Origin of the sequence: Ensifer sp. M14 (assembly GCF_003355565.1) — a bacterium.
GTDB lineage: Bacteria > Pseudomonadota > Alphaproteobacteria > Rhizobiales > Rhizobiaceae > Ensifer.
This window is the reverse complement of sequence record NZ_QJNR01000004.1, coordinates 2,857,322-2,882,302: the sequence shown is the minus strand read 5'-3', so window position 1 is coordinate 2,882,302 and position 24,981 is coordinate 2,857,322. Positions and strand designations below refer to the sequence as shown.

Here is a 24,981-nt window from a genome sequence, read left to right as displayed (position 1 = left end):
GCGTGCGCGCCAGACCTGGAGGCCGGAGTTGGAAGACATTTCCCATTTGAAACATACGCCGTTGCGCGCGCTGCATCTTTCGCTGGGTGCCCGCATGGTGCCCTTTGCCGGCTACGAGATGCCGGTCCAATATCCTGATGGCGTGATGAAGGAGCACCTGCATACGCGCACCGCGGCAGGCCTTTTCGACGTCTCGCACATGGGCCAGGTCATCGTTCGGCCGAAGTCCGGCAAGATCGAGGACTCGGCGCTTGCGCTGGAAAAGCTGGTGCCGGTCGACGTGCTCGGCCTTGGCGAGGGCCGTCAGCGCTATGCGATCTTCACCAATGCCGAAGGCGGCATCCTTGACGACCTGATGATCGCCAACCGCGGCGACCACCTCTTCCTTGTCGTCAACGCCGCCTGCAAGGATGCCGATTTCGAGCATCTGAAGAAAGGTCTCTCCGACAGCTGCGAAGTGACGATGCTCGACGACCGGGCGCTGATTGCGCTGCAGGGTCCCCACGCAGAGGCCGTCCTCGGTGAATTGTGGGCCGACGTCTCGGCCATGCGCTTCATGGATGTCGCCGAAGCCGACCTGCATGACGTGACCTGCATCATCTCTCGTTCCGGCTACACCGGCGAAGACGGTTTTGAGATTTCGATTCCCTCGGTATCGGCCGCCGATGTGACCCAGCGGCTGCTGGAACACCCTGACGTCAAGCCGATTGGCCTTGGCGCGCGTGATTCGCTGCGTCTCGAAGCAGGGCTTTGTCTCTATGGCAACGATATCGACACCACGACCACGCCGGTCGAGGGCGCGATCGAATGGGCAATGCAGAAGGCGCGGCGCGCCGGCGGCGCACGCGAGGGCGGCTTTCCCGGTGCCGATCGCATTCTTGGTCAGTTCGCAGAAGGCGCGTCACGCCGCCGCGTCGGCCTGAAGCCCGAAGGCCGCGCGCCCGTGCGCGGTGGTGCCAATCTGTTTGCCGACACCGAGGGCAAGACCCTCGTCGGCAAGGTGACCTCAGGTGGCTTCGGCCCCACCGTCGATGGCCCCATTGCCATGGGTTATGTCGACGCCACCCATACCGACAACGGCACGACCGTCTATGCGGAGGTGCGCGGCAAATATCTGCCGGTCGCCGTCGCCGCCCTGCCCTTTGTCAAACAAACCTACAAACGCTGATCAGGAGAGAGCGCAAATGTTGAAGTTCACCGACGAACACGAGTGGCTGAAGGTCGAAGCAGGTGTCGCAACGGTTGGGATCACCGAACACGCAGCCGGTCAGCTCGGCGACCTGGTCTTTGTGGAACTGCCGGAAACCGGCTCCACCTTCGCCAAGGGCGATACCGCTGCAACCGTCGAATCCGTCAAGGCCGCATCCGACGTCTATTGTCCACTTGATGGCGAAATCGTCGAAGTCAACCAGGCGATTGTCGACGACCCGTCGCTGGTCAACAGCGATCCGCAGGGCGCTGCCTGGTTCTTCAAGCTGAAACTCGCCGATCCGAACGCAGCCGACGCCCTTCTCGACGAAGCGGCCTACAAGGAGCTCGTCGCCTGATGAGCATGCCCAAGGACTTCACCTTTACCGACTACAAGCCGTATGACTTCGCCAACCGGCGTCATATCGGCCCGTCGCCGGCGGAAATGGATGAGATGCTGAAGGTCGTCGGTTATCCGTCGCTTGACGCGCTCATCGATGACACCGTGCCGCCGTCGATCCGCCAGAAGACGCCGCTTTCCTGGGGCGCGCCGATGACCGAGCGCGAAGCGCTCGACAAGATGCGCGAAACGGCCAACCGCAACCAGAAGCTCGTGTCGCTGATCGGCCAGGGCTACTACGGCACGATCACGCCGCCGGTCATCCAGCGCAACATCCTGGAAAATCCGGCCTGGTACACGGCCTATACGCCCTACCAGCCCGAAATCAGCCAGGGCCGCCTGGAAGCGCTGCTCAACTACCAGACCATGGTCTGCGACCTGACCGGTCTCGACGTCGCCAACGCCTCGCTGCTCGACGAAGCGACGGCTGCCGCCGAAGCGATGGCGATGGCCGAACGTGTGTCGAAGTCCAAGGCGAAGGCCTTCTTCGTCGACGAGAGCTGCCATCCGCAGACGATCGCGCTTCTGAAGACCCGGGCCGAGCCGCTCGGCTGGCAGATCATCATCGGCAACCCCTTCACCGATCTCGATCCGGTCGATGTCTTTGGCGCCATCTTCCAGTACCCGGGCACCTACGGCCACGTGCATGACTTCACCGGCCTGATCGCTCGCCTGCACCAGACCGGCGCAATTGCGACGGTCGCCGCCGATCCGCTGGCGCTGGCCCTCCTGAAGTCGCCGGGCGAAATGGGCGCCGATATCGCTATTGGCTGCACCCAGCGTTTTGGCGTTCCAGTCGGTTATGGCGGCCCGCACGCTGCCTACATGGCCGTCAAGGACGCGCACAAGCGCTCGATGCCCGGCCGCCTCGTCGGCGTCTCGGTCGATGCGCGCGGCAACCGCGCCTATCGTCTGTCGCTGCAGACCCGCGAACAGCACATCCGCCGCGAAAAGGCGACGTCGAACATCTGCACCGCGCAGGTGCTGCTCGCCGTCATGGCCTCGATGTACGCCGTCTTCCATGGACCGAAGGGCATCAAGGCGATCGCCCAGAGCGTTCACCAGAAGACCGTTCGCCTGGCCATGGGCCTTGAAAAGCTCGGTTACACCGTCGAGCCGGACGTGTTCTTCGATACGATCACCGTCGATGTCGGCAAACTGCAGGGCATCATCCTCAAGACTGCGGTCGCCGAGGAAGTGAACCTGCGCAAGATCGGCGAAACCAAGATAGGCATCAGCCTCGACGAGCGCTCGCGCCCCGTCACGCTCGAAGCCGTCTGGCGCGCCTTCGGCGGCGACTTCAAGGTCGAAGAGTTCGAGCCCGGCTACCGCCTGCCGCAGCCGCTGCTGCGCACCAGCGAGTACCTGACGCATCCGATCTTCCACATGAACCGCGCCGAAAGCGAAATGACACGGTATATCCGCCGTCTTTCGGACCGCGACCTTGCGCTCGACCGTGCGATGATCCCGCTCGGCTCCTGCACGATGAAGCTCAACGCCACGGCCGAGATGCTTCCGATCACCTGGCCGGAATTCGCCGAAATCCATCCCTTCGTTCCGAAGGATCAGGCGGCCGGCTACCAGCACATGATCGAGGATCTGTCGGAAAAGCTCTGCGCCGTCACCGGCTATGACGCGATCTCCATGCAGCCGAACTCCGGTGCTCAAGGCGAATACGCTGGTCTCCTGACGATCCGCGCCTACCACCTGGCACAGGGCAACGATCATCGCGACGTCTGCCTGATCCCGACCTCGGCGCACGGCACCAATCCGGCCTCCGCCCAGATGGCCGGCATGAAGGTCGTCGTCATCAAGGTGAGCGACAACGGCGACATCGACATGGACGATTTCCGTGCGAAAGCCGAGCAGTACGCCGAAAACCTCTCGTGCTGCATGATCACCTATCCCTCGACGCACGGCGTGTTCGAAGAGAATGTGCGCGAGGTCTGCGAGATCGTGCACAAGCACGGTGGCCAGGTCTATCTCGACGGTGCCAACATGAACGCCATGGTCGGCCTTGCCCGTCCCGGCGACATCGGCTCCGACGTCAGCCACCTGAACCTGCACAAGACCTTCTGCATTCCGCATGGCGGCGGCGGTCCCGGCATGGGCCCGATCGGCGTCAAGGCCCATCTGGCGCCCTACCTGCCCGGCCACCCGGAAACGGACGGCAATGACGGCGCGGTTTCGGCGGCTCCCTTCGGTTCGGCCTCGATCCTGCCGATCTCCTGGAGCTACTGCCTGATGATGGGCGGCGAAGGCCTGACGCAGGCGACGAAGGTGGCGATCCTCAACGCCAACTATATCGCTGCCCGGCTGAAGGGCGCCTATGAGGTGCTCTACAAGTCGTCCAAGGGCCGTGTCGCGCACGAGTGCATTATCGACACCCGTCCGCTGGTCGAAAGCGCCGGCGTCACTGTCGACGACGTTGCCAAGCGCCTGATCGACTGCGGTTTCCACGCTCCGACCATGAGCTGGCCGGTTGCCGGCACGCTGATGATCGAGCCGACCGAATCGGAAACCAAGGCCGAGATCGACCGTTTCTGCGATGCGATGCTGGCGATCCGCGAGGAAGCCCGCGCCATCGAAGAAGGTCGGATGGACAAGGTCAACAACCCGCTGAAGAATGCTCCGCACACGGTCGAAGACCTGGTCGGCGATTGGGATCGTCCCTATTCGCGCGAGCAGGCCTGCTACCCGCCGGGCGCCTTCCGAGTTGACAAGTACTGGTCGCCGGTCAACCGCGTCGACAACGTCTTCGGTGACCGCAACCTCGTCTGCACCTGCCCACCGCTGGAAAGCTACGCGGAAGCAGCCGAATAAACCGATGACAAGCGGGGCGCGCCAGATGGCGCGCGCCGATCTCCATTCTACTGGTGAAGCACGACGCCGCGCGGCGGCAGAGTATTCTCTATCCAGAATCGGACGAAGGCCTCGGCAAACTGCCGGTAGCCCGCGAGCGATGACGGTTTGGCTGCATAGGCGTTTGCACCGGCCTTGTAGGACCTGAGAACGTCGCTCGGATTGGTGGATGACGTCAGCACGATGACCGGCACCACGGATGTGCCTTCATTGCTGCGAATGCGCTCCAGCAACTCCATGCCGTCGACGCCGGGCATCTTGATATCCAGAAGCACGTAATCGAAGTGTTCGCGCGCGAGGCGCGCCACTGCTTCGTCGGCGTGAGTGACGTGGACAATGTCGAGCGTATCGTCGGTCTGCGAAAGCGCGCGCGTAACGAACCGCGCGTCGTGCACGTTGTCTTCCACCACAAGCAGTCGCTTCGGTGACTTGGCCAATCTCTTTGCCTTATTTGGTCTTCCGCATGCGCTTGGGAAGCGTCACGATAAATCGTGCGCCTTCGGCAAAGCCCGTGTCAAGATGGATCGAGCCGTTGTGGCTTTCGACGATCCGCTTGGCGAGCGCCAGACCGATTCCCGTGCCGCCATAGGTGCTTTCGTCGTGATGCAGACGCTGGAAGACTTCGAAGATCCGCGTTGCAAAACGCGGGTCGATACCGATGCCGTTGTCCTCAACCACAAGCTCGATCTGCTGATCGGCAATGCGACCGTTGATGCGCACGACCGGTCCGCGGTCCGGGTGGCGATACTTGATGGCATTGCCGATCAGATTCTGAACGAGCCGGCGCAACAATTCCGGATCGCCTTGCACCCTCGGCAGCGAGCCGATCTCGAATCTGACATTCGCCTCACGGGCGTGGCCGTCCAGCACACTGAGCGTGTCGGCGACGATATCGCTGAGGTCGACATCCGACCATGTGCTGATCTGATAGGCGATCTGCGAATAATCGAGCAGGCTGTCGATCACGCGGTTCATCCGCTTGGCGCTGTCGCGCAGGTGGCGGGCGCTGGCTGAAACTTCATGCGAGTTGCCGGCGGCCAGCTCGTCCTCGATCATCTCGGAGAACATCGAGATGTGCCGCAGAGGCGCTTTCAGATCGTGAGACACGGTTGCCGTGAACTGGTCCAGGGCCTCGTTCTTGTGCTCGAGTTCCTGGCGCTGGCGCTCAAGCGCCAGTTCGGCGCGTTTCAGTTCGGTCACGTCGACGCGCAGGACGACGGTGTTTCCGTCCTTGGTTCGGATGTTCTCCACCCTCAGCCATCGGTCGTCGCATAGCGGTAGATCTTCGCCCGGTTATCCGGCTGGCGAAAGTCCTGCAGGCGGTGCGCCACCCAGGCAGGCCAGTCCGGGTTGCCGGGCAAGGCTTCGGGATAGTGACCTGCTCTCTGCGCGAGCAGAAGGATCTCTTCAGCGGTCATGCCAGGGCGAAGCAAAGGGCCGGCAGGCCCGCAGATCGTTACATAGGCGCGATTGTAGACCAGCAGCCTTTCCTCGGCATCGAAGATCGCGAACCCTTCGGGCATGACGTCGAGTGCTGCGTCAAGCATGTCCGACGCCCGCTGCCGCTCCAACACGGCCTTGGCGAGGTCGGAGACATCACGAATGATGCCGATCAGGGCGAGTTCCCGCCCACTGGCATCGACGAGCGGCGTGGTGCGCAAATGACCCGAGAATGTCGATCCATCGCGCCTGACATAGCTATATGTCGAGGTGCGCGCGATCCTTTCATCCACGTTCGCCGCGCGATTGTGCAGGCGTCTCGCATATTCGCTGTCGTCGGCATAGATCAGGCGCGCCGGTTGGCCGATGAACGCATCCGCTGCATAACCGAATTGCGCCAGCGCCGCCGGGTTGGCCGAGCGAATAATGCGCGCCGCATCAAGTATGATCACCGGATCCGGAAAGGTCTCATAGAGCGCCTTGAAGACAAGCTCCTCGTCGAACGCCGTCACGCCGATCTCCCCCCGTCACCCGGCCGCATATCAGCAGAAAAAAGGCCCGGCGAAAACCCGGGCCTGACATCTCTTGAAGCGTAAAGGGCGTATCAGCTCGCGCGTACGACGGCGTCGCCACGCTCCGCAAGCGCTGCCAGATCGGCAGGTTTCAGCTCAACCGATTCGCCACAGCCACAGGCAGACGTCTGGTTGGGGTTGTTGAAGGTGAAGCCCGAGCGAAGCGTCGTCACCTCGAAATCCATCTGCGTGCCGAGCAGGTAGAGCACTGCCTCCGGTGCGACCCAGACCTTTGCGCCTGCATGCTCGATCAGATCGTCTTTCGCATTGGGCTCGGTAACGAGGTCAACGGCATATTCCATGCCGGCGCAACCGCCCTTCTTGATGCCGACCCGAATGCCCAGGGCATCGCCACCGGCATTTTCAACGATCGACTTGACGCGCCCTGCGGCCGCATCGGTCAAGCTCATCACGGCAAAGCCCATCGGCTCTTCTCCTTGTCGCCACCGGGGTTAAGGCCCGGCGCCTTCCAGAATCAAATGTAGTGTCCGCAGCTTAACGGATCAATATGGCGCCTTGCGGTCAGTACCAGCCGATAGCGACCTGGGCTTCTTCCGACATCCGGTCGGGCGTCCACGGCGGATCGAAGGTCATCGCGACCTCGACGCCCGACACGCCCTCGACGGCGCCAATGGCGTTTTCGACCCAGCCTGGCATCTCGCCGGCAACCGGGCAGCCGGGTGCGGTCAGCGTCATGTCGATCTTGACCATGCGGTCGTCTTCGATGTCGATCTTGTAGATCAGGCCGAGCTCGAAGATGTCGGCAGGGATTTCCGGGTCGTAGACGGTCTTCAGCGCGCTGATGATATCGTCGCTCAGGCGTGCCAGTTCTTCGGCCGGGATGGCCGAATGCACGATGCCCTCGCGCACGTCGATCTTGTCTTGCGTTGCATCCAGGCTCATGTCGGCCTCCTAGACTTTCTCTTTCAGTTCAGATGCTTGCTTAAAAAATCTGAACCATTTTTCAAACTCGGTCAGGCGAAGAACTTGCGGGCATGCTCCAGCGCGTCTGCCAGTGCGTCCACTTCGGCGCGCGTATTGTAGAGGCCGAAGGATGCGCGGCATGTGGAGGTGACGCCGAAGCGTTTCAAGAGCGGCTGCGCACAATGGGTGCCGGCACGCACGGCAACACCGGCGCGGTCGATTACCGTCGAGATATCATGGGCGTGAACACCTGCGATCTCGAAGGAAAAGATGCTGCCCTTGCCCGGCGCATTGCCGAACACCTTCAGCGAATTGATCCTGGAGAGGCGCTCGTTGGCATAGGCGGTCAGGTCGGCTTCGTGCCTGGTGATCGCTGCCCGGCCGATCTTTTCCATGTAGTCGAGCGCATAACCAAGCCCGATTGCCTGGACGATCGGCGGCGTTCCGGCTTCGAAACGATGCGGCGGATCGTTGTAGGTGACGCGATCTTCGGTCACTTCCTCGATCATTTCGCCGCCACCCATGAACGGGCGCATTTCCTTCAGCCGATCCATCTTGCCGTAAAGCACGCCGATACCCGAGGGACCGTAGAGCTTGTGACCGGTCATCACGTACCAGTCGCAGTCGATGTCCTGCACGTCGACAGGCATGTGGACGGCGCCCTGGCTGCCATCGACCAGCACCGGAATGCCGCGCTCGCGGGCGATGCGGCAGATCTCCTTGACGGGAACGACCGTGCCGAGAGCGTTCGACATGTGGGTGATGGCGATGAGCTTGGTGCGCTCCGTCAGGCACTTGACGAAATCTTCGATGTGGAACGCGCCTTCATCGTCGATCGGCGCCCAGACCAGCTTGGCGCCCTGGCGTTCCCGGATGAAATGCCACGGCACAATGTTGGAGTGATGCTCCATGATCGACAGCACGATCTCGTCGCCCTCACCCAGCTTCGGCATGCCGTAGCCATAGGCGACCGTGTTGATCGCCTCGGTGGAGGACTTCGTGAAGATGATGTTGTCGGCCGATGGCGCATTCAGGAAGCGGCGCACTTTCTCGCGCGACGCTTCGTAGGCTTCGGTGGCTGCATTGGAAAGGAAATGCAGACCGCGATGCACGTTGGCATATTCATTGGAGTAAGCATGGCTCACCGCGTCGATAACGACCTGCGGCTTCTGCGCCGATGCGCCGTTGTCGAGATAGACAAGCGGTTTGCCATAGACGGTTCGCGACAGGATCGGAAAATCCCTGCGGATCGCTTCGACATCGTAGGCGGGCACCGGCACAGTGTGTTCCATGTCATTCAATCCAATCAGACGCGCCGATCAGGCGTGCTTTTCGAGCCAGGCCGAGATCACGCTTTCCAGCGCTTCGACCAGCGGTTCGTCGTCGAGTTCTTCGACGATCTCGGCGACGAAGGCATTGACGAGCATCGCCCGCGCCTTGTTTTCCGGGATACCGCGCGCCATGAGGTAGAAGAGCTGCGTGTGGTCGATATCGGCAACGGTGGCGCCGTGGCCGCACTGCACGTCGTCAGCGAAGATCTCGAGCTCCGGCTTTGCCGAGAGATCGGCATCGTCAGAAAGCAAGAGCGTGTTGCACGCCATCTTCGCGTCGGTCTTCTGTGCGTCCTTGGCGACCAGGATCTTGCCCTGGAACACGCCCTTGGCGCGGTCGAAAACGACGTTGCGGATGATCTCCGTCGACGTCGTGTGCGGTACATTATGGCCGAGCGTGAAGGTCACGTCCGTGTGGCTTTCGCCGCCGAGCAGGTTGATGCCGCGCAGCTTGAAATCGGCACCCTCGCCGCTCGTCTTGCCGTGGATTTCCTGGCGCACCAGCTTGCCACCGGCATTGATGAGGAACAGATGCAGCTTGGCATCCTTGGCGAGATCGAAGCGGATCTGGCCGAGATGGGTATCGGCCGCACCCTGCTGCTGCAGGATGATCCAGGTGATATCGGCGCCTTCGCCAACCGTAACATCGCTCACCGACGAAACGAGGCTCTCGGCGGAATTGGTCGACAGGTGTCGCTCGATCACGGTCGCCTTGGTGTTGGCACCGAAGGAGACCGGGAAGCGCGTGTGTGCCTGTCCGAGGCTCTGCACCAGCTGGATTTCCAGCGGATCTTCCAGCTCTGTACCGTCGGCGACCGAAAGCTCAAGGCCGCCGCGCACGAGGCCGCCATTGATACGGCCGATGGCGTCGTCCGAGCCGAGCACGGCAAGGCCGGCAGCGGCCGAACCGTCGAGCAGGCTGTCGGTGTAGGACCGGATCGTCACGCCCTCTGGCGCATGGCTCTTGAGGTCGGCATTGCCGTTGCGCACGGCAAGCACGGTCGCACCGGCGACGAGTGCCTCGACGCGGTCGGCAAATGCCGCCGGATCGGCGGCAGGCACCGCCCGCAGCAGCGTGCGCAGGTCTGTATAGTGCCAGGACTCGACGCGGCGCGTCGGCAGACCCGCCGTCTTCAGTTCGTGCACCAAGGTGTCACGCACCGACAGCACCGAGCCGTCACCGGGCAGATCGCCGATCTGCGCGGTATAGGCATCGACGAGCGCCGTTTCGGCTGCCGTCATCTTGATTGCCTGTTGCATATTCATTCGAACACTCCTTCATCAGGCCCTAGGCTGCAGCTTCGATGATGTCAGCGTAGCCGTTGGCTTCGAGTTCGTGTGCAAGCGTCTTGTCGCCCGACTTGATGACCTGGCCCTTGTAGAGAACGTGGACCGTGTCCGGAACGATGTAGTCGAGCAGGCGCTGGTAATGGGTGATGACGATCACAGCGCGGTCTGGCGAACGCAGCGCGTTGACGCCGTCGGCAACGATCTTCAGCGCATCGATGTCGAGGCCGGAGTCGGTTTCGTCGAGCACGCAAAGCTTCGGTTCGAGCAGTGCCATCTGCAGGATCTCGGCGCGCTTCTTCTCGCCGCCGGAGAAGCCGACGTTGAGCGGGCGGCGCAGCATTTCCGGAGCGATCTTCAGCTCGGCTGCGGCTTCCTTGACGCGGCGCATGAATTCCGGCGTCGTCAGTTCGTCTTCGCCGCGATACTTGCGTTGTTCGTTCATCGCCACCTTGAGGAACTGCATGGTGGCAACACCGGGGATTTCGACCGGGTACTGGAAGGCGAGGAAGATGCCCTTGGCGGCGCGCTCGGACGCCTCCAGCTCAAGGATGTTCTCGCCGTTGTAAAGGATCTCGCCCTCGGTCACTTCATAGTCTTCGCGGCCCGACAGAATGTAGGAGAGCGTCGACTTGCCGGAGCCGTTCGGGCCCATGATGGCAGCGACTTCGCCGGCCTTTACGGTCAGGTTCAGGCCACGGATGATTTCGGTACCGTCTTCGGCGATGCGGGCGTGCAGGTTCTTGATTTCAAGCATTTCTATCGTCCTCTTGGGAAACGAACGTCTGTTTGCGCGCAATGCGATGCGCGCCATTCAATTACGGGTTCGGAGCCTTAGCCGACCGAGCCTTCGAGCGAGATGCCGATCAGCTTCTGCGCTTCGACGGCAAATTCCATCGGCAGCTCCTGGATGACTTCCTTGACGAAGCCGTTGACGATCAGCGCGATCGCCGCTTCCGTCGGGATGCCGCGCTGCAGGCAGTAGAACAGCTGGTCCTCGGAGATCTTTGAGGTTGTGGCTTCGTGCTCGAACTGCGCCGTCGAGTTCTTTGCCTCAATGTAGGGCACGGTGTGCGCGCCGCACTTGTCGCCGATCAGAAGCGAATCGCACTGGGTGAAGTTGCGGGCGTTTTCGGCCTTGCGGTGGGCCGAGACCTGGCCGCGATAGGTGTTTTCCGAAACGCCGGCAGCGATGCCCTTGGAGACGATGCGGCTCGACGTGTTCTTGCCGAGATGGATCATCTTGGTGCCGCTGTCGATCTGCTGATGGCCGTTCGAGACGGCGATCGAGTAGAACTCGCCGCGCGAACCGTCGCCGCGCAGGATGCAGGACGGATACTTCCAGGTGATCGCCGAACCGGTTTCCACCTGGGTCCATGAGATCTTGGAGTTCTTGCCGCGGCAATCGCCACGCTTGGTGACGAAGTTGTAGATGCCGCCCTTGCCGTGCTTGTCGCCCGGATACCAGTTCTGGACCGTCGAATACTTGATCTCGGCCTCATCGAGGGCGACCAGTTCGACGACAGCCGCGTGCAGCTGGTTTTCGTCGCGCTGCGGCGCCGTGCAGCCTTCGAGATAGGATACGTAGGCGCCGTCTTCGGCGATGATCAGCGTGCGTTCGAACTGACCGGTGTTCTTCTCGTTGATGCGGAAATAGGTCGACAGTTCCATCGGGCAACGAACGCCCTTCGGCACGTAGACGAACGAGCCATCCGTGAAGACGGCGCAGTTCAGCGTCGCGTAGTAGTTGTCGGTCGGCGGCACGACGGAGCCGAGATACTTCTTCACCAGATCGGGATGCTCCCGGATCGCTTCGGAAATCGACATGAAAATCACGCCGGCCTTCTTCAGCTCTTCCTTGAAGGTCGTGACGACGGATACGCTGTCGAAGACGGCATCGACGGCAATCTTCGACTTCTGCACTCCGGCCAGCATTTCCTGTTCTTTCAAGGGAATGCCGAGCTTCTCATAGACCTTCAGAAGTTCGGGATCGACTTCGTCGAGCGACTTCGGACCCGTCGTGCCCTTCGGCGCGGCGTAGTAATAGATGTCGTTGAAGTCGATCTTCGGATAGTTGACGCGCGCCCAGGTGGGCTCTTCCATCGTCAGCCACCGGCGATAGGCATCAAGGCGCCATTCGAGCATCCATTCCGGTTCGCTCTTCTTGGCGGAGATGAAACGGATGATGTCTTCGGAAAGGCCCTTCGGCGCCTTCTCGACTTCGATGGTGGTTTCGAATCCGTATTTGTACTGGTCCACGTCGATCTGACGGACCTGATCAATGGTCTCCTGCACGGCAGGCATGTCGTTCTCCAATCTTTCCGGATCCAAGGTCCGGTAGCTTGTCAACACGATGCGAACTTGGCGCACCGCTTATGTAATGGCTAAAAGGCGCTTTTCACCCCATTTGCCAAGCGGAAAATTGCTTTTCCGCAATTTCGTTCAACTGCACATTCTCATGCGGCCTGACCTGTCGTTCGGCGCCGCGCGGCAACCTTGGCGAACACCGCCGCGCAACGCTCGATCTCGGCCTCTGTGGTGGCCGGGCCGATCGAGATGCGCAGTGCGCCCTGGCGCGGGTCGTAGCCCATGGCCGTCAGCACGTGGCTCTGGCCGACCTTGCCGGACGAACAGGCCGAGCCCGCTGAAAGCGCCACGCCTTCGAGATCGAAGGCGATCTGGCCTGTTTCCGCCTTCATGCCAGGAAGCGTGAAGAAGATGGTGTTGCCAACGCGCGAAACGTCGCGGCCGTGGATGACCACATCCGACGCCGATGCCCGCATGTCCTGCTCCAGCCGGTCGCGAAGTGCTGCGACGGAAATCATGCGGTCAGCGAGGTTGTCTGCCCCCTTGCGGGCTGCTGTAGCAAAGCCGGCGATCGCAACGGCGTTTTCTGTACCTGAGCGATGGCCCTTTTCCTGGCCGCCGCCGCGGATCAGCGGTGCCGGCATCATGATCTCGCCACGAGCGACAAGCGCGCCAGCGCCCTTGGGGCCGCCGATCTTGTGCGAAGAGAGGATGAGAAAATCTGCGCCCAACTCTTCGATGACGAGCGGCAATCGCCCGGCAGCCTGCACTGCGTCAACGACCATTATACCACCATGACCACGAACGATCTCGGCAATCTCGGCAATGGGCTGGATGATGCCAGTTTCGTTGTTGACCAGCATTACCGCGACCATCGGCAACCCGTTTTCGCGGTCGTGGGCAGCCAAGAGCGCACGCAAGGCTTCTAGATCGACGACACCGGCTGTTGTCACCGGGATCTCCGACACGGCCTCACGCGCAAATCGCCCGCCTTCGCGCACAGCCGGGTGCTCGATCGCAGACGCATAGAGCCGGCCGATCTTCATCGGTGTTCGGCCCATGCGAAAATCGGGCGTCAGCACCATATTGGCGGCTTCAGTGGCGCCACTGGTGAAGATCACGCTGGCTGGCTTGGCGCCGCAAAGGGCGGCCACGTCGCGGCGCGCATTTTCGATCAGCGTGCGGATCGCCCGGCCCTCGCCATGGACGGATGAAGGGTTGCCGATGAGGTCAAGCGCAGACAGGCACGCGTCGCGCGCTTCGGCAAGAAGCGGCGCCGTGGCGTTCCAGTCCATATAGATGCGCGAGGTCGACATAATTTCCTTCGCTAGAACAATAGCCTCATCGCAGACAACCGCTGACGATGCATTTTCCTTGAATTTTCTGCACCGCTTGCCTTATGAGACGAAACACGGCGGAATGCCCGCACAGAAGTTTTGAACGGTTCTAAACTAGGTTTTAGAAAAGCTGAGTGCTTGCGTCAAGACTCATCGCGATCCGAAACCAAGATTCGAACCAGGAACACCCCCGGAGAGCCAATGCCCGAAATTATCTTCAACGGACCTGCCGGCCGCCTCGAAGGCCGCTATCAGCCTTCGAAGCAGAAAAGCGCCCCGATCGCCATCATCCTGCACCCGCACCCGCAGTTCGGCGGTACGATGAACAACCAGATCGTCTACCAGCTTTTCTACATGTTCCAGAAGCGCGGCTTTACGACGCTGCGTTTCAATTTCCGGGGCATCGGCCGTAGCCAGGGCGAGTTCGACCACGGCGCCGGCGAGCTTTCGGATGCCGCATCGGCGCTCGACTGGGTGCAGAGCCTGCATCCCGATTCGAAGAGCTGTTGGGTTGCCGGTTATTCCTTCGGCGCCTGGATCGGCATGCAGCTCCTGATGCGTCGTCCTGAGATCGAAGGTTTCATGGCCGTCGCGCCGCAGCCCAACACCTATGATTTCTCGTTCCTGGCGCCGTGCCCGTCGTCCGGTCTCATCATCAATGGTGATTCGGACAAGGTTGCGCCCGAGAAGGACGTCAACGGTCTCGTCGAAAAGCTGAAGGCGCAGAAGGGTATTCTCATCACCCACAAGACCGTGCCGGGCGCCAACCACTTCTTCAACGGTCAGGTCGAAGGCCTGATGGCGGAATGCGAGGACTATCTCGATCGTCGCCTCAACGGCGAACTGACGCCGGAACCGGCTGCCAAGCGCATCCGCTGATCAAGATCCGGGCGGCTCTTAAGGCCGCCCGATCCACTGTGGGACCTGTGGATTGACCACAGTCTGCGGCGCTGCGGCGCATTCCACACGGTTGCGACCGTTTTCCTTCGCCGCATAGAGAGCCTTGTCGGCGCGCTGCATCGCCAGTTCGAGCGGCTCGTCCTTTGCAATGGCCGCCACTCCGAAGCTTGCCGTCACCCTCGCCTGTTCCGCCAGGCCGTCGATCTGCTGCGACATCATCGCGGCGCGCATTCCGTGCGCCACCACCCGTGCCTCCTCCAGCTCGGTGGACGGCAGAAACACGGCAAACTCTTCGCCGCCGAGACGACCGGCGATCGCGTGGTTCGGCATGACATCCTTCAGAACGCGCGCGAACTGGCGGATCACCTCGTCACCGGTGTGGTGACCGTAGCTGTCGTTCACCAGCTTGAAACGGTCCAGGTCGGCCAGAATCAAAGTGCCCGGCAGGCGGCCTTCGCGACGTTGAAGCATGGGGGCGACCCGTTCGGTAAACCCACGCCTGTTGAAGAGCCCGGAAAGCAGGTCGATCTCAGAGCGCGCGCGCGCGTCGTCGACGATTTCCATGACCATCACGCCAAGCATGGCGAGACCGGTGCCGACGATAAGGACTGCGCCGAGTGCTTGGGAAATCAGCGCGAACGGGCTTGATATATAGTCCTGAGCTGTTGCTCCCGAGCCGGCGGCCACCGCCACAAAGACCTTCAGCACGTAGTAGCCGCAGGTCAGAGCCAGCAGCGACAGCAATATTCGGTCCGCTGCCGAGCGTCGCTTGGAGCGGACGATGACCGATGCCGACCACGCCTGAATGATGAAGAACGGCAGCTGATAAAGGGCTGCGTGTTGCAGCGTTCCTCTCGGCCAATGATAAATGACCAGATCAAGCGCGACCGAAGCCAGGAAGAACGCAGCAAGCATCTGCCAGTTGGCCGGTACGCGATAAAAGATACCCAGGCCAAAACGCAGCAGGCAGAAACCGGCAAGCACGCTCGCAAACGCGCTTATCGCGAAAAGACGTGGCGTGGATGTAAACGGCACGACGGTTTCGAACACGGCCGCGAGCGATGCAACGGCAAAACCGCCGGCGCAGTAGAGTGCGGCCCGTCTGGACCGACTCTTCGCCGCTATGACAAGAAATGCTGCAGTGAAAATCTGGGCGATGACGAAGTTCACAGCCAGCAGAGAAATCGCACCACCCATCGACGAACCTGAATTGTCTGTTGCTACGGCAGGGCCGCTTCGTGCTGCCTCATGTGGCAACGCCGGACGATACTAAGAGCGGCAGGCGAAAATTTGATTAATCTGTCAAATGCAAGCGCGGCGGGCGAAGCCTTCTGTCAGCGGGCGCCATGGAATGCGTACTTCCCGCCGGTAACCGGTTGGCGCACCCCGGTTGTGCCGGGATAGGTGAGCGGTAATCCTTGCCGCGCCCGAACAGCGAGATAGGCCCAGGCCTCCGCCTCCATCGAATCGCCATTGAAGCCCACTGCCTCGGCCGCGAGCACGTTTGCGCCGTGGGCTTTCGCCTGCGATTCGAGATCCCGCATGATCACTGGATTAAGCCGGCCCCCGCCGCACACGATATAGGTGCGGGGTGTTGTTGGCAGGTGACCGGCCGATTTGACGATTGCAGCTGCCGTCACGTAGGCCAGCGTGCGCGCACCGTCTTCGAGATTGGCGTCCTTCCCCTGTGGCGGAGCAAAATCGTTGCGATCGAGCGAACGACGTCTGTCCGCCGAGAAGAAGGGATTGAGAAGATAGCGTTCGGCAAGCTCCGGCAGCACGCTGCCTTCGCTGGCGATCATACCGCCCTGGTCATAGGGAATGCCGGCATGTGCCTCGACCCATTGATCGATCAGCGTGTTGCCGGGACCGCTGTCGTAGGCAATCAGTCCGCCGTCCGATCCGATGAACGTCAGATTGGAGATGCCGCCGATGTTGACGAAGACCACCGGCGTCACCAGTTTGCCATCCGTTGCGGCGTTGCGGGCAAGCGCCGCGTGATAAGCGGGAATGAGCGGCGCACCCTGGCCTCCATGCTCCATGTCGTTGGCGCGCATGTCATAGACGACATCGATGCGCGTTTCGCGGGCGAGCAGCGCGCCGTCGCCAATCTGAACGGTCAAGGCATCGTCGGGACGGTGAAGCACCGTTTGTCCATGAAAGCCAATGATATCAATATTTTCTAGTGTGATATTATTGTTCTGCATAAAGGTCCGAACGGCTTCGGCGTGCCTCAGCGTCAGGTCCCGTTCGAGGTCTGCGAGGATCCCTGGCCGTTGCTCACGGCTTGTGATCGACCTTGCTTCTTCGAGGCCCTGCTTCAGCCGGTCGCGGAAACGCGCATCGTAGGCGTAGCCGGCAGAAGGCCCCCGTTCGACAATCGCGTCGCCGTCGGTGCGCAGCAGCGCCACGTCGATTCCGTCCATGCTCGTCCCGCTCATCAAGCCGATTGCGGTCATGATCTTGCCCATGCATTCCTCCAAGGCGTTGCCTGTCTACATAGCAAAAACATCGGCCAAGCAAAGACGTGCACTTTTGCCCAAACAGTGCTAAACGCCGCGCGCAGACGTTCTACCCAGCCGAAAGAGACAGGTCATGTCCGAGTTCAAGTCCGATTTCCTCCACACCCTCAGCGAGCGCGGTTTCATTCATCAGAGTTCGGATGACGCCGGCCTCGACCAGCTGTTCCGGACGGAGACCGTGACTGCCTATATCGGCTTCGACCCGACGGCGCCGAGCCTTCATGCCGGCGGCCTCATCCAGATCATGATGCTGCACTGGCTGCAGGCGACCGGCCACCGTCCGATCTCGCTGATGGGCGGCGGCACCGGCATGGTCGGCGACCCCTCCTTCAAGGACGAGGCGCGTCAGTTGATGACGCCGGCGACCATCGACGCCAACATCGCCAGCATCAAGACGGTGTTTTCGAACTACCTGACCTATGGCGACGGCCCCAAGGACGCGTTGATGATCAACAACGCCGACTGGCTGCTTGGCATCAACTACCTTGAGTTCCTGCGCGATGTCGGCCGCCACTTCTCGGTCAACCGCATGCTGTCGTTCGACAGCGTCAAGACGCGGCTCGAGCGCGAGCAGTCGTTGTCGTTCCTCGAGTTCAACTACATGATCCTGCAGGCCTACGATTTCGTCGAGTTGCACAAGCGCACCGGCTGCCGCCTGCAGATGGGCGGCTCGGACCAGTGGGGCAATATCGTCAACGGTATCGACCTTGGTCACCGCATGGGAACGACGCAACTCTATGCGCTGACCTCGCCGCTTTTGACGACGTCGTCGGGCGCGAAGATGGGCAAGTCGGTCAACGGCGCCATCTGGCTCAACCCGGACATGCTGTCGGCCTACGATTTCTGGCAGTACTGGCGCAACACCGAGGATGCGGACGTCACCCGCTTCCTGAAGCTCTACACGACGCTGCCGATGGTCGAGATTGCCCGACTTTCACAGCTTGGCGGTTCGGAGATCAACGAGGTCAAGAAGATCCTTGCGACCGAGATCACCGCCATGCTGCACGGCCGCGCCGCTGCAGAACAGGCGGCAGAGACGGCCCGCAAGACTTTCGAGGAAGGCGCCGTTTCCGAAAACCTGCCGTCGGTCGATGTTCCCGCGTCCGAGCTTGAAGCCGGTATCGGCCTGTTGTCGCTGGTTGTTCGTGCGGGTCTCGCCGCATCCAACGGTGAAGCCCGCCGCCACGTTCAAGGTGGCGCCGTGCGCATCAACGATCAGGCGATCAGCGACGAACGCCGGCTGATCGGTAGCGGTGACGTGACTTCGGATGGCATCGTCAAGCTGTCTCTCGGCAAGAAGAAGCACATCCTGGTTCGCCCTGCCTAAGTCGACGCACATCTTGAGAATTTCGAAGGCCGGCCGTTGCGCCGGCCTTTTATTGAAATTCGAAGATGCTGCGGATGACGCCCGGCGCGATGAACGACAGCGGGTTGATCGTCAGCTTCGGCTGATTGAACGGGCCATTGAGCTTGAAGGTGATGCCGAGCAAGCCGCGGTCGCGGCCATTGCCGAGCAGGACGCCGATCAGCGGCAATTCTCCGAAAATGCGGTTCAAGCCGTAGGCGGGCATGAAGGTGCCGGTCATGTCCATGATGCCGTTGCCGTCACGCACGATTCCCTGGAAGGTTGCGCCGACATCGGTTCCCCTGAGGACGCCGCCATCGACCCGAATGGCGCTGCGATCGAGGGCGAGTTGGGCAAAACCGCGCTCGAAGCGCGCGGTGCTGACGTCGATGTCGCGTTTTACCGCCTGGTTGAGGCTTCGCCCGTCCTGGCCCGCCGGGGTCGATACCATCGACTGCAGGCGCTGCTCGCCGACCAGCGAAAACTTGCGAATGTCGATCGAGCCGCGCCAGGATCGGCCGCCGCGATCGCGCAGCTTCAAGTTCAACAGCCCGCCGCGCATGTTGCGGTAGATGTCGGCAAAGCGGGCCAGCGAACCGGCGTCGCCGGTGGTCAGTTCAAGGATGTTATCGGCGCCGGATTTGGCGAGCTTGGCCACGAGCGCTTGGCCGCTGCCGGTTACGGCCGACAGATTGATGTCTTCGATCTGCTGCCCCCGTTCCGAATAGACGAGGTTGACGTTTGAAAGCGCTTCGCCGTTGAAACCGGCAACGCGACCAAGTTGGCCCTGGATCGTTATGTCATCGCCGCTACCGCCGCCATTGCCGTTCGATCCGCTCTTCATCTGAGCGAGGATGGGCCGGATGTCTGCAGCCGCTCCGCTCAACGTCACGACGTGAACGCCCTTGCGGCGGTCGATGGCAACGTTGAAATCGTCGCCCTGCGCCAGGCGGACATTGCTGAGTTTTGCGCTGGAGATGCCGGCATCGTCAACTTGCAGGGTGCCGCGTGCGCCAAAACCATCGCCGGCGATGGCAAAGTCTTTGATGGTTGTAACGCTGTCGTTGATATCGGATGTGTATCGCACCTCGGCAGAAATGCCTGCACCTTTGCTCCAGCCAATCCACGGAAGCGAGAGCCTGGCCTTGGTCAGATCGATGGTGGCATGCTGGATATCCGCCTCGTCGATCACCAGATCGACGTCCATCGGTCCCGAAATGATCCGCGAGAGGCCCGGCGCCAGCTTCTCCCGGGCCGCGTCATTGATCGTGCCGCTGATTTCTCGTTTGCGCTTGACCTTCGATTTGCTGTCGACCGGCTCGATCAAAGCAAGCTTGATTTTCGCTCCCTCCACCATTGCCTCGGCATCGAGGACGGCCTGCGCGTTGTCGACCCGGAACGTGCCGGAAACGTTGGAGACGGCTCGTCCGGCGATCGGGCGCGTGACGGTAACGTCATCGAGTTGCATCTCCACCTGCCAGAGCGGCGGCGGCGGGTGCTGGTCGGTCACCAGGCCGAACCGCGCGCCGACCTGTGCCTTGACCGGGCCGGTAAAGTCGCCGGGAACGAAGGGCGTCTTTTGCAGCGCCTGTATCGGCTTGTAGGTTACGAGCTCGGCGATCGCATCCGCCTCGCCGCCGACCTCGATCTTCATCTCGGCAATCAGTGGTTTGGTATAGACATCGGGAATGATGAAGTCGCCGCCGTTGAGCGCGACCGATCGCCCGGAGGTGAAATAGGCCGCCCCCTGTTTGACGCCGACTTCCATGCGCTGGCCGCTCAGCTTGAACGTGCCCGAAGTGTCGCGCAGCGGCGGTATCTCGCCGGCGATGTTGATGCGTGTACCGTCAATGTTGAACGCGATGTTCAGTTCTTTTTCGTCAAGCTTCAGCTCGCCTTCGTTGGCGGCGATCCGCCCCTCCGCCACCGATACCTCGATGCGCGCATCTGTAACCGTGCCGCCGAAGAGATTGCGGATCGCCCAGCGGCGGGCGCCCTTGGCGAGCCACCACGGCCAGAGTTGCTTGACGGCCGTCGGCTGCATACGATCGCTGATGGCGGCAAAACTCACCTGCGGCGAGGTCTTGCCGAAGGCGACCGAGAGCGACCCGAACATCGAGCCGAGCGGGCTGGAAACGGCGAGCTGATCAAAGATTAGGCGATGACGCGCGTCGGATGTGAAGCGACCGCTCGCCTTGGCGTCAAAGATCAAGGGGCGTTCCGCAATATCCTCCGGTGCCGAGCTTGCATTCCTGAAAAGGAGATCGATGGCAAAACCCTGGTCGGTTGCGCCTGCGATCCGGTCAAGATCTTTCACCGCGCCGGTAAAGGGGAAAACAGAGCGACCGACATTGACGGTGGATGGCAGGATTTCGACTGAAGCCCGCTCGAAATCATAGGCGATATCCATCTGGGAGGGATTGATCGTCGAGACGAGCCCGCCCGCGTGGAACGCGCCTTCGGACGTCCTGACAGCCACGCGAAGATCTGGCTTGGCGCCCTCGGCGGCGCGCGTCGCGGTGAGCGTCAGTCCCGCCGTTGCGTCGATGCCAAAGGCTGCCTCTTTTCCGAACGGGCCGTGATAGAAGAACGGTTTCAACGGAACGTTGGAGATTGACGCTTCGAAACCAGTGACATGATTCTGTGCGCCAAGAGCGTTGGCGTTCAGATCGACATCGACACCGTCGACGGTGAGGCTGCCTTTGACGTGCATGGAGCCATCGGCATCACGATTGAACTCCAGTTCCTTGGCTTCAACAGGCACCACACTGTCACGCGCACCGGCAACCGTGAAGGAAAAATTGGAAAGCAAGACCGTCTGGTCGCCGCGCCCCGCTGCCATCTGTGACATGCGATCGACGTGCGCAAAAAGCGTCTCCAGCGCCTCGCCGACATCCGCGATCTTGATCTTCGTCAGATCGATAGGCTCGCCGCGTGGTAGCAGGCCGGTGTCGAAGTCACCGCCTTCGGCTTCGAGGCGCGAAACCGCAATCCGGCCCGTCAGCAACGCGATAGGGTCGAGCGCGATGGATATGGAACTCAATTTTGCGACCGGCTGACCGGATGCGGCCTCGCTCAGCGCCACTTCCCGCGCCTTCAGTGCCAGTGCCCCATTTGAGGTCATGCGTACGACGGTGCTGCCAACCTCGGCGCGATAGGCCCCGCCGAGTGCCGCGTTCAGCGCCGTGCGCGCGCGCGCATTGAGCGTCCTGTCGATCGCCCCGCTCTCGACGACGGCGATCAGGCTGGCTGCGATGATGAAGACAAGCAGAAAACCGCAAAGAGCTATCTTGCCGAGAAAGCGCAGCAGCCCGCGCTTGTGTGGTGCATGCACGATAACGGGTTCGTGTGCCTGCGCCGAGGGCAACGCATGCAACGCGACGATGTCTTTCTTGCGAAAGCCGACTTTTTCGCCGCGGATATCACTCATCGGCGCGGACGCCCTCCAGTTCAAGACGGGAAAGCCCGACTCTCCCATCGACGCATCATGCGGCAATGGGTCGACGGGTCATTATCACCGTCACGTAGACCACATCTGGCCGGACGGTGTCACCACGCCGCGCTGACCATGCTGTGGAAAGCATTCACACATCCGTGGGTTTCGTGTGAGCGAATGCCGGGCAAAGTGTCCTATCGACGCAACCCGTCCAGAACCTGTCAAATCTAGCACAAATCCGCTGGACGCAGGTCGCCGAATTTCGATATGCCCTAGCCGGCGATTGTTCACAAATCTTGGCGCAAGGAAGGTTTATTCATGGCAGGACTCACCACCGGAGATCTCGCTCCTGACTTCACGCTTCCCCGTGACGGCGGCGGTTCGATTTCTCTCTCGGCGTTTCGCGGTCGCCCCGTCGTGCTGTTCTTTTATCCGAAGGACGACACCAAGAGTTGCACTCTGGAAGCGATTTCGTTCACTGAACTTGCCCCTGACTTTGCTGCCGCAGGCGTCGAGCTGATCGGCATCTCTCCTGATTCGGTGAAGCGTCACGACCGTTTCGCCAAAAAACACGACCTGACGGTCACGCTTGCTGCCGACGAGGAAAAAACCGCCATCAGCGCCTACGGGCTCTGGGTGGAAAAGAGCCTCTACGGGCGCAGATACATGGGCGTCGAACGCAGCACGTTTTTGATTGCCGCCGATGGACGGATCGCGCGCGTCTGGGAAAAGGTCAAGGTCAACGGCCATGCCCAAGAGGTACTCGAGGCCGCCAAGGCACTCTGAGTGGGAACGACGAGGCGAAAATGACGAGACTTCCCACCTTTCACAGTCTGCGCGGCGCCGCCGTCGAGGCGATCAGCGCTGCAGATCTCGACGTCAAGACTGAGCTTGCGCAGGAAGCCTCGCGCCGTTGGCAGCGCCGCGCGTTGTCATTGCGTTCACCGCTCGACCGGCCTGTTCCACTCAGGCCGGGGCGGCCGGAAAAGCCTCTTCTGACACCGCCAACCCAGGTGAAGAAACGATCGCTGGGCTCACTCAAGGGGCGGATCGCGCTCCTGCATTCGATCGCCCATATCGAACTCAATGCCGTCGATCTCGCGCTCGATATTGTCGCGCGTTTTGCGTCCGAATCAGTGCCGAATTCGTTTTTCGATGGTTGGATGAAGGTGGCATTCGAGGAGGCAAAGCATTTCCGCATGGTGCGCCAGCGGCTGAACGACCTCGGTGCGGACTACGGCGACCTGCCTGCCCACGATGGTCTCTGGCAAGCTGCGCACGACACCCGCAACGACCTGACCGCCAGGCTTGCCGTCGTCCCGCTGATTCTGGAGGCGCGCGGGCTGGACGTGACGCCGGCGCTGCAGGCGCGCATGCGCGAGACCGGAGACTTCGAGACAGCCGCCGTACTCGACGTCATCTACGAGGACGAGAAAGGCCATGTGGCCGTCGGCGCCAAATGGTTCCGGTTCCTCTGCGCGCGGGAAAGGAAGGATCCGGCGGCGACCTTCCAACAGCTCGTTCGCGCCAATTTTCGCGGTCCGCTCAAGGCGCCGTTCAACGACATCGCGCGCGCCGAAGCCGGCCTGACGCCATCCTTCTACCGCTCGATGACGGCTTCCACCAACCTCTCGTAGCGCAGACACTCAACCAAATATTAACCCTAACGAAGTGTAATGCCCGTCAAGCAATGCGAGACAATTCGCAGATGGCGGGAGTGGTGGAGTGTCTGAACGTTCGGCAAATCGCACCTTCGGAAAGCGCGCGCAAGACCATGTTCTGATCCTGGCGAGCGGCGACAAGGTTCGCCATATGACCGTGCGTCCGTGGATGGCTGCCTTTGCCGTCTCGGCAGTGGGCGTCTTCAGCATCGGCTACCTTGCTGCCACCTCCTATCTCGTCCTTCGCGATGATCTGATCGGCGGGACGATCGCCCGTCAGGCGCGCATGCAGCACGAATACGAAGACCGAATCACCGCGCTGCGGGCTCAGGTCGATCGCGTGACGAGCCGACAGCTGCTCGATCAGCAAGTCGTTGAAGAGAAGGTCGAGAAGCTGCTTCTGCAGCAGCAGGCGCTTTCCTCTCGCAACGGCAAGCTCGGCGCGCTGATCGAGCGGGCGGAAAATTCCGGTCTGACGACCGATTTCGCCCAGCCGGCACCGGTTGAACCCCTCGCCTACGAAAAACGCGCCGATGTCACCGGTGGTGTGCAGGCAATAGAAAAGCTGATGGGGCTGAGCGGCGGGCAGGCTGCCGCCCCTGCCCGTGTCGCCGCCCTGGCCTACGCTCGGCCTTCGTCAGGCGAAAGTACTTCCGATCGCGCCGATCGGCTTTTTTCGAAGGTGACGCTCTCGCTGAAGGATGTGGAGCGTGACCAGATGCAGCGGCTTGAGCAACTGACTGATGGCGCGGCCAGAACGTCGCAGGCGATCCGCAAGATCGTCGGTCGCACGGGTGTCGCGCTGCCGGAAAATGACGTCGCCGAGCTGGCGCCTACAGATGAAGCCACAGGTTCCACGGGCGCCGCAATCGGCGGCCCTTTCGTAGAGCCGGTTAACGACGACGGATTCGGCCAGTCGCTTGCGGCGCTCGATTCGGCCCTTGTCGAGCTCGAGCGGACGCGTTCGCAGGTCCGCGAACTGCCCTTCGGCAACCCGTCGCCGGCAAGCGATATCACCAGCGACTTCGGCAACAGGCTTGATCCGTTTCTCGGTCGCTTGGCGCTGCACGCAGGTATCGACTTTCGCGCCACGGTCGGTACCCGTATCCGCGCGACGGCCCCGGGCACCGTTACCAATGCCGGCCAGACGGGCGGCTACGGAAACATGGTCGAGATCGATCACGGCAACGGCGTTGCCAGCCGCTATGCCCACCTCTCGACGGTACTGGTCAAGGTTGGCGACCGGATAAAGGCCGGTGATGTTGTTGCGAAGTCCGGCAACACGGGTCGTTCGACAGGCCCGCACCTGCACTACGAGATCCGGCTGAACGGTCAGGCGGTCGATCCCATGCGGTTTCTCAACGCCGGCAGCAAGCTCGCGAGCTACATGAAATGAGCAGGATGCCGACGCGTTCTACCCGCGCCACTTGACAAGAAACACAACAGATTCGTTGCCATCAAGCTTTTCC

21 protein-coding genes are annotated in these 24,981 nt (G+C 61.5%); 8 read left to right on the top strand and 13 right to left on the bottom strand.

Features of this window, described 5'->3' with window-relative positions:
* The first annotated feature begins 28 nt into the window (after positions 1-28).
* The 3 genes from gcvT to gcvP are packed head-to-tail and all read left to right on the top strand — an operon-like array spanning position 29 to position 4,411.
* Positions 29-1,168 (top strand): glycine cleavage system aminomethyltransferase GcvT, encoded by a 1,140-nt coding sequence (gcvT, locus tag BLJAPNOD_RS13855; protein WP_115420221.1) that lies wholly within the window; start codon positions 29-31, stop codon positions 1,166-1,168.
* Positions 1,169-1,184: 16 nt separating this feature from the next.
* Complete coding sequence (gcvH, locus tag BLJAPNOD_RS13850; protein WP_025427112.1) at positions 1,185-1,547, top strand: glycine cleavage system protein GcvH; 363 nt, start codon at positions 1,185-1,187, stop codon at positions 1,545-1,547.
* Positions 1,547-4,411, top strand: coding sequence for an aminomethyl-transferring glycine dehydrogenase (gcvP, locus tag BLJAPNOD_RS13845; RefSeq protein ID WP_115420220.1), 2,865 nt, complete (start codon positions 1,547-1,549; stop codon positions 4,409-4,411). Before gcvH ends, gcvP begins: the two co-directional genes overlap by 1 nt.
* Positions 4,412-4,458: 47 nt before the next feature.
* Here the strand turns inward: gcvP and BLJAPNOD_RS13840 are convergent, their stop codons facing one another.
* The 10 genes from BLJAPNOD_RS13840 to BLJAPNOD_RS13795 all read right to left on the bottom strand — a co-directional run bounded on the left by BLJAPNOD_RS13840 (position 4,459) and on the right by BLJAPNOD_RS13795 (position 13,627).
* The gene (locus BLJAPNOD_RS13840; RefSeq protein ID WP_115420219.1) at positions 4,459-4,887 is read right to left on the bottom strand and encodes a response regulator; all 429 of its coding nucleotides are present in this window, start codon (positions 4,885-4,887) and stop codon (positions 4,459-4,461) included.
* A 10-nt stretch (positions 4,888-4,897) separates the two neighbouring features.
* Positions 4,898-5,701: an ATP-binding protein gene (locus BLJAPNOD_RS13835; protein ID WP_115420218.1), complete on the bottom strand. Its 804-nt coding sequence runs from the start codon at positions 5,699-5,701 to the stop codon at positions 4,898-4,900.
* Positions 5,702-5,703: 2 nt separating this feature from the next.
* Positions 5,704-6,402: a PAS domain S-box protein gene (locus tag BLJAPNOD_RS13830; protein WP_115420217.1), complete on the bottom strand. Its 699-nt coding sequence runs from the start codon at positions 6,400-6,402 to the stop codon at positions 5,704-5,706.
* Between the two features lie 92 nt (positions 6,403-6,494).
* On the bottom strand, positions 6,495-6,887 hold the full coding sequence (gene sufA / locus BLJAPNOD_RS13825; protein ID WP_077503588.1) for a Fe-S cluster assembly scaffold SufA: 393 nt from the start codon (positions 6,885-6,887) through the stop codon (positions 6,495-6,497).
* Positions 6,888-6,984: 97 nt separating this feature from the next.
* A complete protein-coding gene (locus tag BLJAPNOD_RS13820) occupies positions 6,985-7,365 on the bottom strand; it encodes an SUF system Fe-S cluster assembly protein (RefSeq protein ID WP_115420216.1) in 381 nt (126 codons plus the stop codon).
* Between the two features lie 71 nt (positions 7,366-7,436).
* Complete coding sequence (locus BLJAPNOD_RS13815; RefSeq protein ID WP_115421288.1) at positions 7,437-8,678, bottom strand: cysteine desulfurase; 1,242 nt, start codon at positions 8,676-8,678, stop codon at positions 7,437-7,439.
* A 27-nt stretch (positions 8,679-8,705) separates the two neighbouring features.
* Positions 8,706-9,983, bottom strand: a complete 1,278-nt coding sequence (gene sufD, locus BLJAPNOD_RS13810) for a Fe-S cluster assembly protein SufD (RefSeq protein ID WP_115420215.1) — start codon at positions 9,981-9,983, stop codon at positions 8,706-8,708.
* Between the two features lie 22 nt (positions 9,984-10,005).
* Positions 10,006-10,761, bottom strand: coding sequence for a Fe-S cluster assembly ATPase SufC (gene sufC / locus BLJAPNOD_RS13805; RefSeq protein ID WP_112804995.1), 756 nt, complete (start codon positions 10,759-10,761; stop codon positions 10,006-10,008).
* Between the two features lie 77 nt (positions 10,762-10,838).
* Positions 10,839-12,308 carry a Fe-S cluster assembly protein SufB gene (gene sufB / locus BLJAPNOD_RS13800; protein WP_077503592.1) on the bottom strand — a complete coding sequence of 490 codons (1,470 nt, stop codon included), beginning with the start codon at positions 12,306-12,308 and terminating at the stop codon, positions 10,839-10,841.
* 152 nt (positions 12,309-12,460) lie between these two features.
* The gene (locus BLJAPNOD_RS13795; protein WP_115420214.1) at positions 12,461-13,627 is read right to left on the bottom strand and encodes a cysteine desulfurase family protein; all 1,167 of its coding nucleotides are present in this window, start codon (positions 13,625-13,627) and stop codon (positions 12,461-12,463) included.
* A 222-nt stretch (positions 13,628-13,849) separates the two neighbouring features.
* Here BLJAPNOD_RS13795 and BLJAPNOD_RS13790 point away from each other — a divergent pair, with 222 nt between their 5' ends.
* Positions 13,850-14,527, top strand: a complete 678-nt coding sequence (locus BLJAPNOD_RS13790; RefSeq protein ID WP_025427123.1) for an alpha/beta hydrolase — start codon at positions 13,850-13,852, stop codon at positions 14,525-14,527.
* Positions 14,528-14,545: 18 nt separating this feature from the next.
* Here BLJAPNOD_RS13790 and BLJAPNOD_RS13785 read toward each other — a convergent pair whose 3' ends face one another.
* Together BLJAPNOD_RS13785 and BLJAPNOD_RS13780 are read right to left on the bottom strand one after the other, a co-directional pair.
* Positions 14,546-15,745 (bottom strand): GGDEF domain-containing protein, encoded by a 1,200-nt coding sequence (locus BLJAPNOD_RS13785; protein WP_115420213.1) that lies wholly within the window; start codon positions 15,743-15,745, stop codon positions 14,546-14,548.
* Between the two features lie 137 nt (positions 15,746-15,882).
* On the bottom strand, positions 15,883-17,019 hold the full coding sequence (locus BLJAPNOD_RS13780; protein ID WP_115420212.1) for an anhydro-N-acetylmuramic acid kinase: 1,137 nt from the start codon (positions 17,017-17,019) through the stop codon (positions 15,883-15,885).
* Positions 17,020-17,143: 124 nt separating this feature from the next.
* Here BLJAPNOD_RS13780 and tyrS point away from each other — a divergent pair, with 124 nt between their 5' ends.
* Positions 17,144-18,397, top strand: a complete 1,254-nt coding sequence (gene tyrS / locus BLJAPNOD_RS13775; RefSeq protein ID WP_115420211.1) for a tyrosine--tRNA ligase — start codon at positions 17,144-17,146, stop codon at positions 18,395-18,397.
* A 49-nt stretch (positions 18,398-18,446) separates the two neighbouring features.
* On the opposite strand, the gene BLJAPNOD_RS13770 is transcribed toward tyrS, so the two are convergent.
* A complete protein-coding gene (locus tag BLJAPNOD_RS13770) occupies positions 18,447-21,893 on the bottom strand; it encodes a DUF3971 domain-containing protein (protein WP_199565939.1) in 3,447 nt (1,148 codons plus the stop codon).
* Positions 21,894-22,169: 276 nt separating this feature from the next.
* Between BLJAPNOD_RS13770 and BLJAPNOD_RS13765 the strand changes: the two genes are divergently transcribed.
* The 3 genes from BLJAPNOD_RS13765 (at position 22,170) to BLJAPNOD_RS13755 (ending at position 24,908) form a co-directional block, all read left to right on the top strand.
* Positions 22,170-22,637, top strand: a complete 468-nt coding sequence (locus tag BLJAPNOD_RS13765; protein ID WP_115420209.1) for a peroxiredoxin — start codon at positions 22,170-22,172, stop codon at positions 22,635-22,637.
* A 20-nt stretch (positions 22,638-22,657) separates the two neighbouring features.
* Entirely contained in the window at positions 22,658-23,488 is an 831-nt protein-coding gene (locus tag BLJAPNOD_RS13760) for a ferritin-like domain-containing protein (protein WP_077503599.1), read from the top strand.
* A gap of 88 nt (positions 23,489-23,576) precedes the next feature.
* Positions 23,577-24,908 carry a M23 family metallopeptidase gene (locus BLJAPNOD_RS13755; protein ID WP_115420208.1) on the top strand — a complete coding sequence of 444 codons (1,332 nt, stop codon included), beginning with the start codon at positions 23,577-23,579 and terminating at the stop codon, positions 24,906-24,908.
* Positions 24,909-24,981 lie beyond the last annotated feature (73 nt).

What these genes read in the sequence shown, in the direction of transcription:
- BLJAPNOD_RS13795 (WP_115420214.1), bottom strand. Translation starts at nt 13,627, where the DNA reads ATGTCGACCTCGCGCATCTATATGGACTGGAACGCCACGGCGCCGCTT.
- BLJAPNOD_RS13760 (WP_077503599.1), top strand. Translation starts at nt 22,658, where the DNA reads ATGACGAGACTTCCCACCTTTCACAGTCTGCGCGGCGCCGCCGTCGAG.
- sufA (WP_077503588.1), bottom strand. Translation starts at nt 6,887, where the DNA reads ATGGGCTTTGCCGTGATGAGCTTGACCGATGCGGCCGCAGGGCGCGTC.
- BLJAPNOD_RS13815 (WP_115421288.1), bottom strand. Translation starts at nt 8,678, where the DNA reads ATGGAACACACTGTGCCGGTGCCCGCCTACGATGTCGAAGCGATCCGC.
- BLJAPNOD_RS13820 (WP_115420216.1), bottom strand. Translation starts at nt 7,365, where the DNA reads ATGAGCCTGGATGCAACGCAAGACAAGATCGACGTGCGCGAGGGCATC.
- BLJAPNOD_RS13780 (WP_115420212.1), bottom strand. Translation starts at nt 17,019, where the DNA reads ATGGGCAAGATCATGACCGCAATCGGCTTGATGAGCGGGACGAGCATG.
- sufC (WP_112804995.1), bottom strand. Translation starts at nt 10,761, where the DNA reads ATGCTTGAAATCAAGAACCTGCACGCCCGCATCGCCGAAGACGGTACC.
- BLJAPNOD_RS13785 (WP_115420213.1), bottom strand. Translation starts at nt 15,745, where the DNA reads ATGGGTGGTGCGATTTCTCTGCTGGCTGTGAACTTCGTCATCGCCCAG.
- BLJAPNOD_RS13790 (WP_025427123.1), top strand. Translation starts at nt 13,850, where the DNA reads ATGCCCGAAATTATCTTCAACGGACCTGCCGGCCGCCTCGAAGGCCGC.
- BLJAPNOD_RS13770 (WP_199565939.1), bottom strand. Translation starts at nt 21,893, where the DNA reads ATGGGAGAGTCGGGCTTTCCCGTCTTGAACTGGAGGGCGTCCGCGCCG.
- BLJAPNOD_RS13765 (WP_115420209.1), top strand. Translation starts at nt 22,170, where the DNA reads ATGGCAGGACTCACCACCGGAGATCTCGCTCCTGACTTCACGCTTCCC.
- sufB (WP_077503592.1), bottom strand. Translation starts at nt 12,308, where the DNA reads ATGCCTGCCGTGCAGGAGACCATTGATCAGGTCCGTCAGATCGACGTG.
- tyrS (WP_115420211.1), top strand. Translation starts at nt 17,144, where the DNA reads ATGTCCGAGTTCAAGTCCGATTTCCTCCACACCCTCAGCGAGCGCGGT.
- gcvP (WP_115420220.1), top strand. Translation starts at nt 1,547, where the DNA reads ATGAGCATGCCCAAGGACTTCACCTTTACCGACTACAAGCCGTATGAC.
- sufD (WP_115420215.1), bottom strand. Translation starts at nt 9,983, where the DNA reads ATGAATATGCAACAGGCAATCAAGATGACGGCAGCCGAAACGGCGCTC.
- gcvH (WP_025427112.1), top strand. Translation starts at nt 1,185, where the DNA reads ATGTTGAAGTTCACCGACGAACACGAGTGGCTGAAGGTCGAAGCAGGT.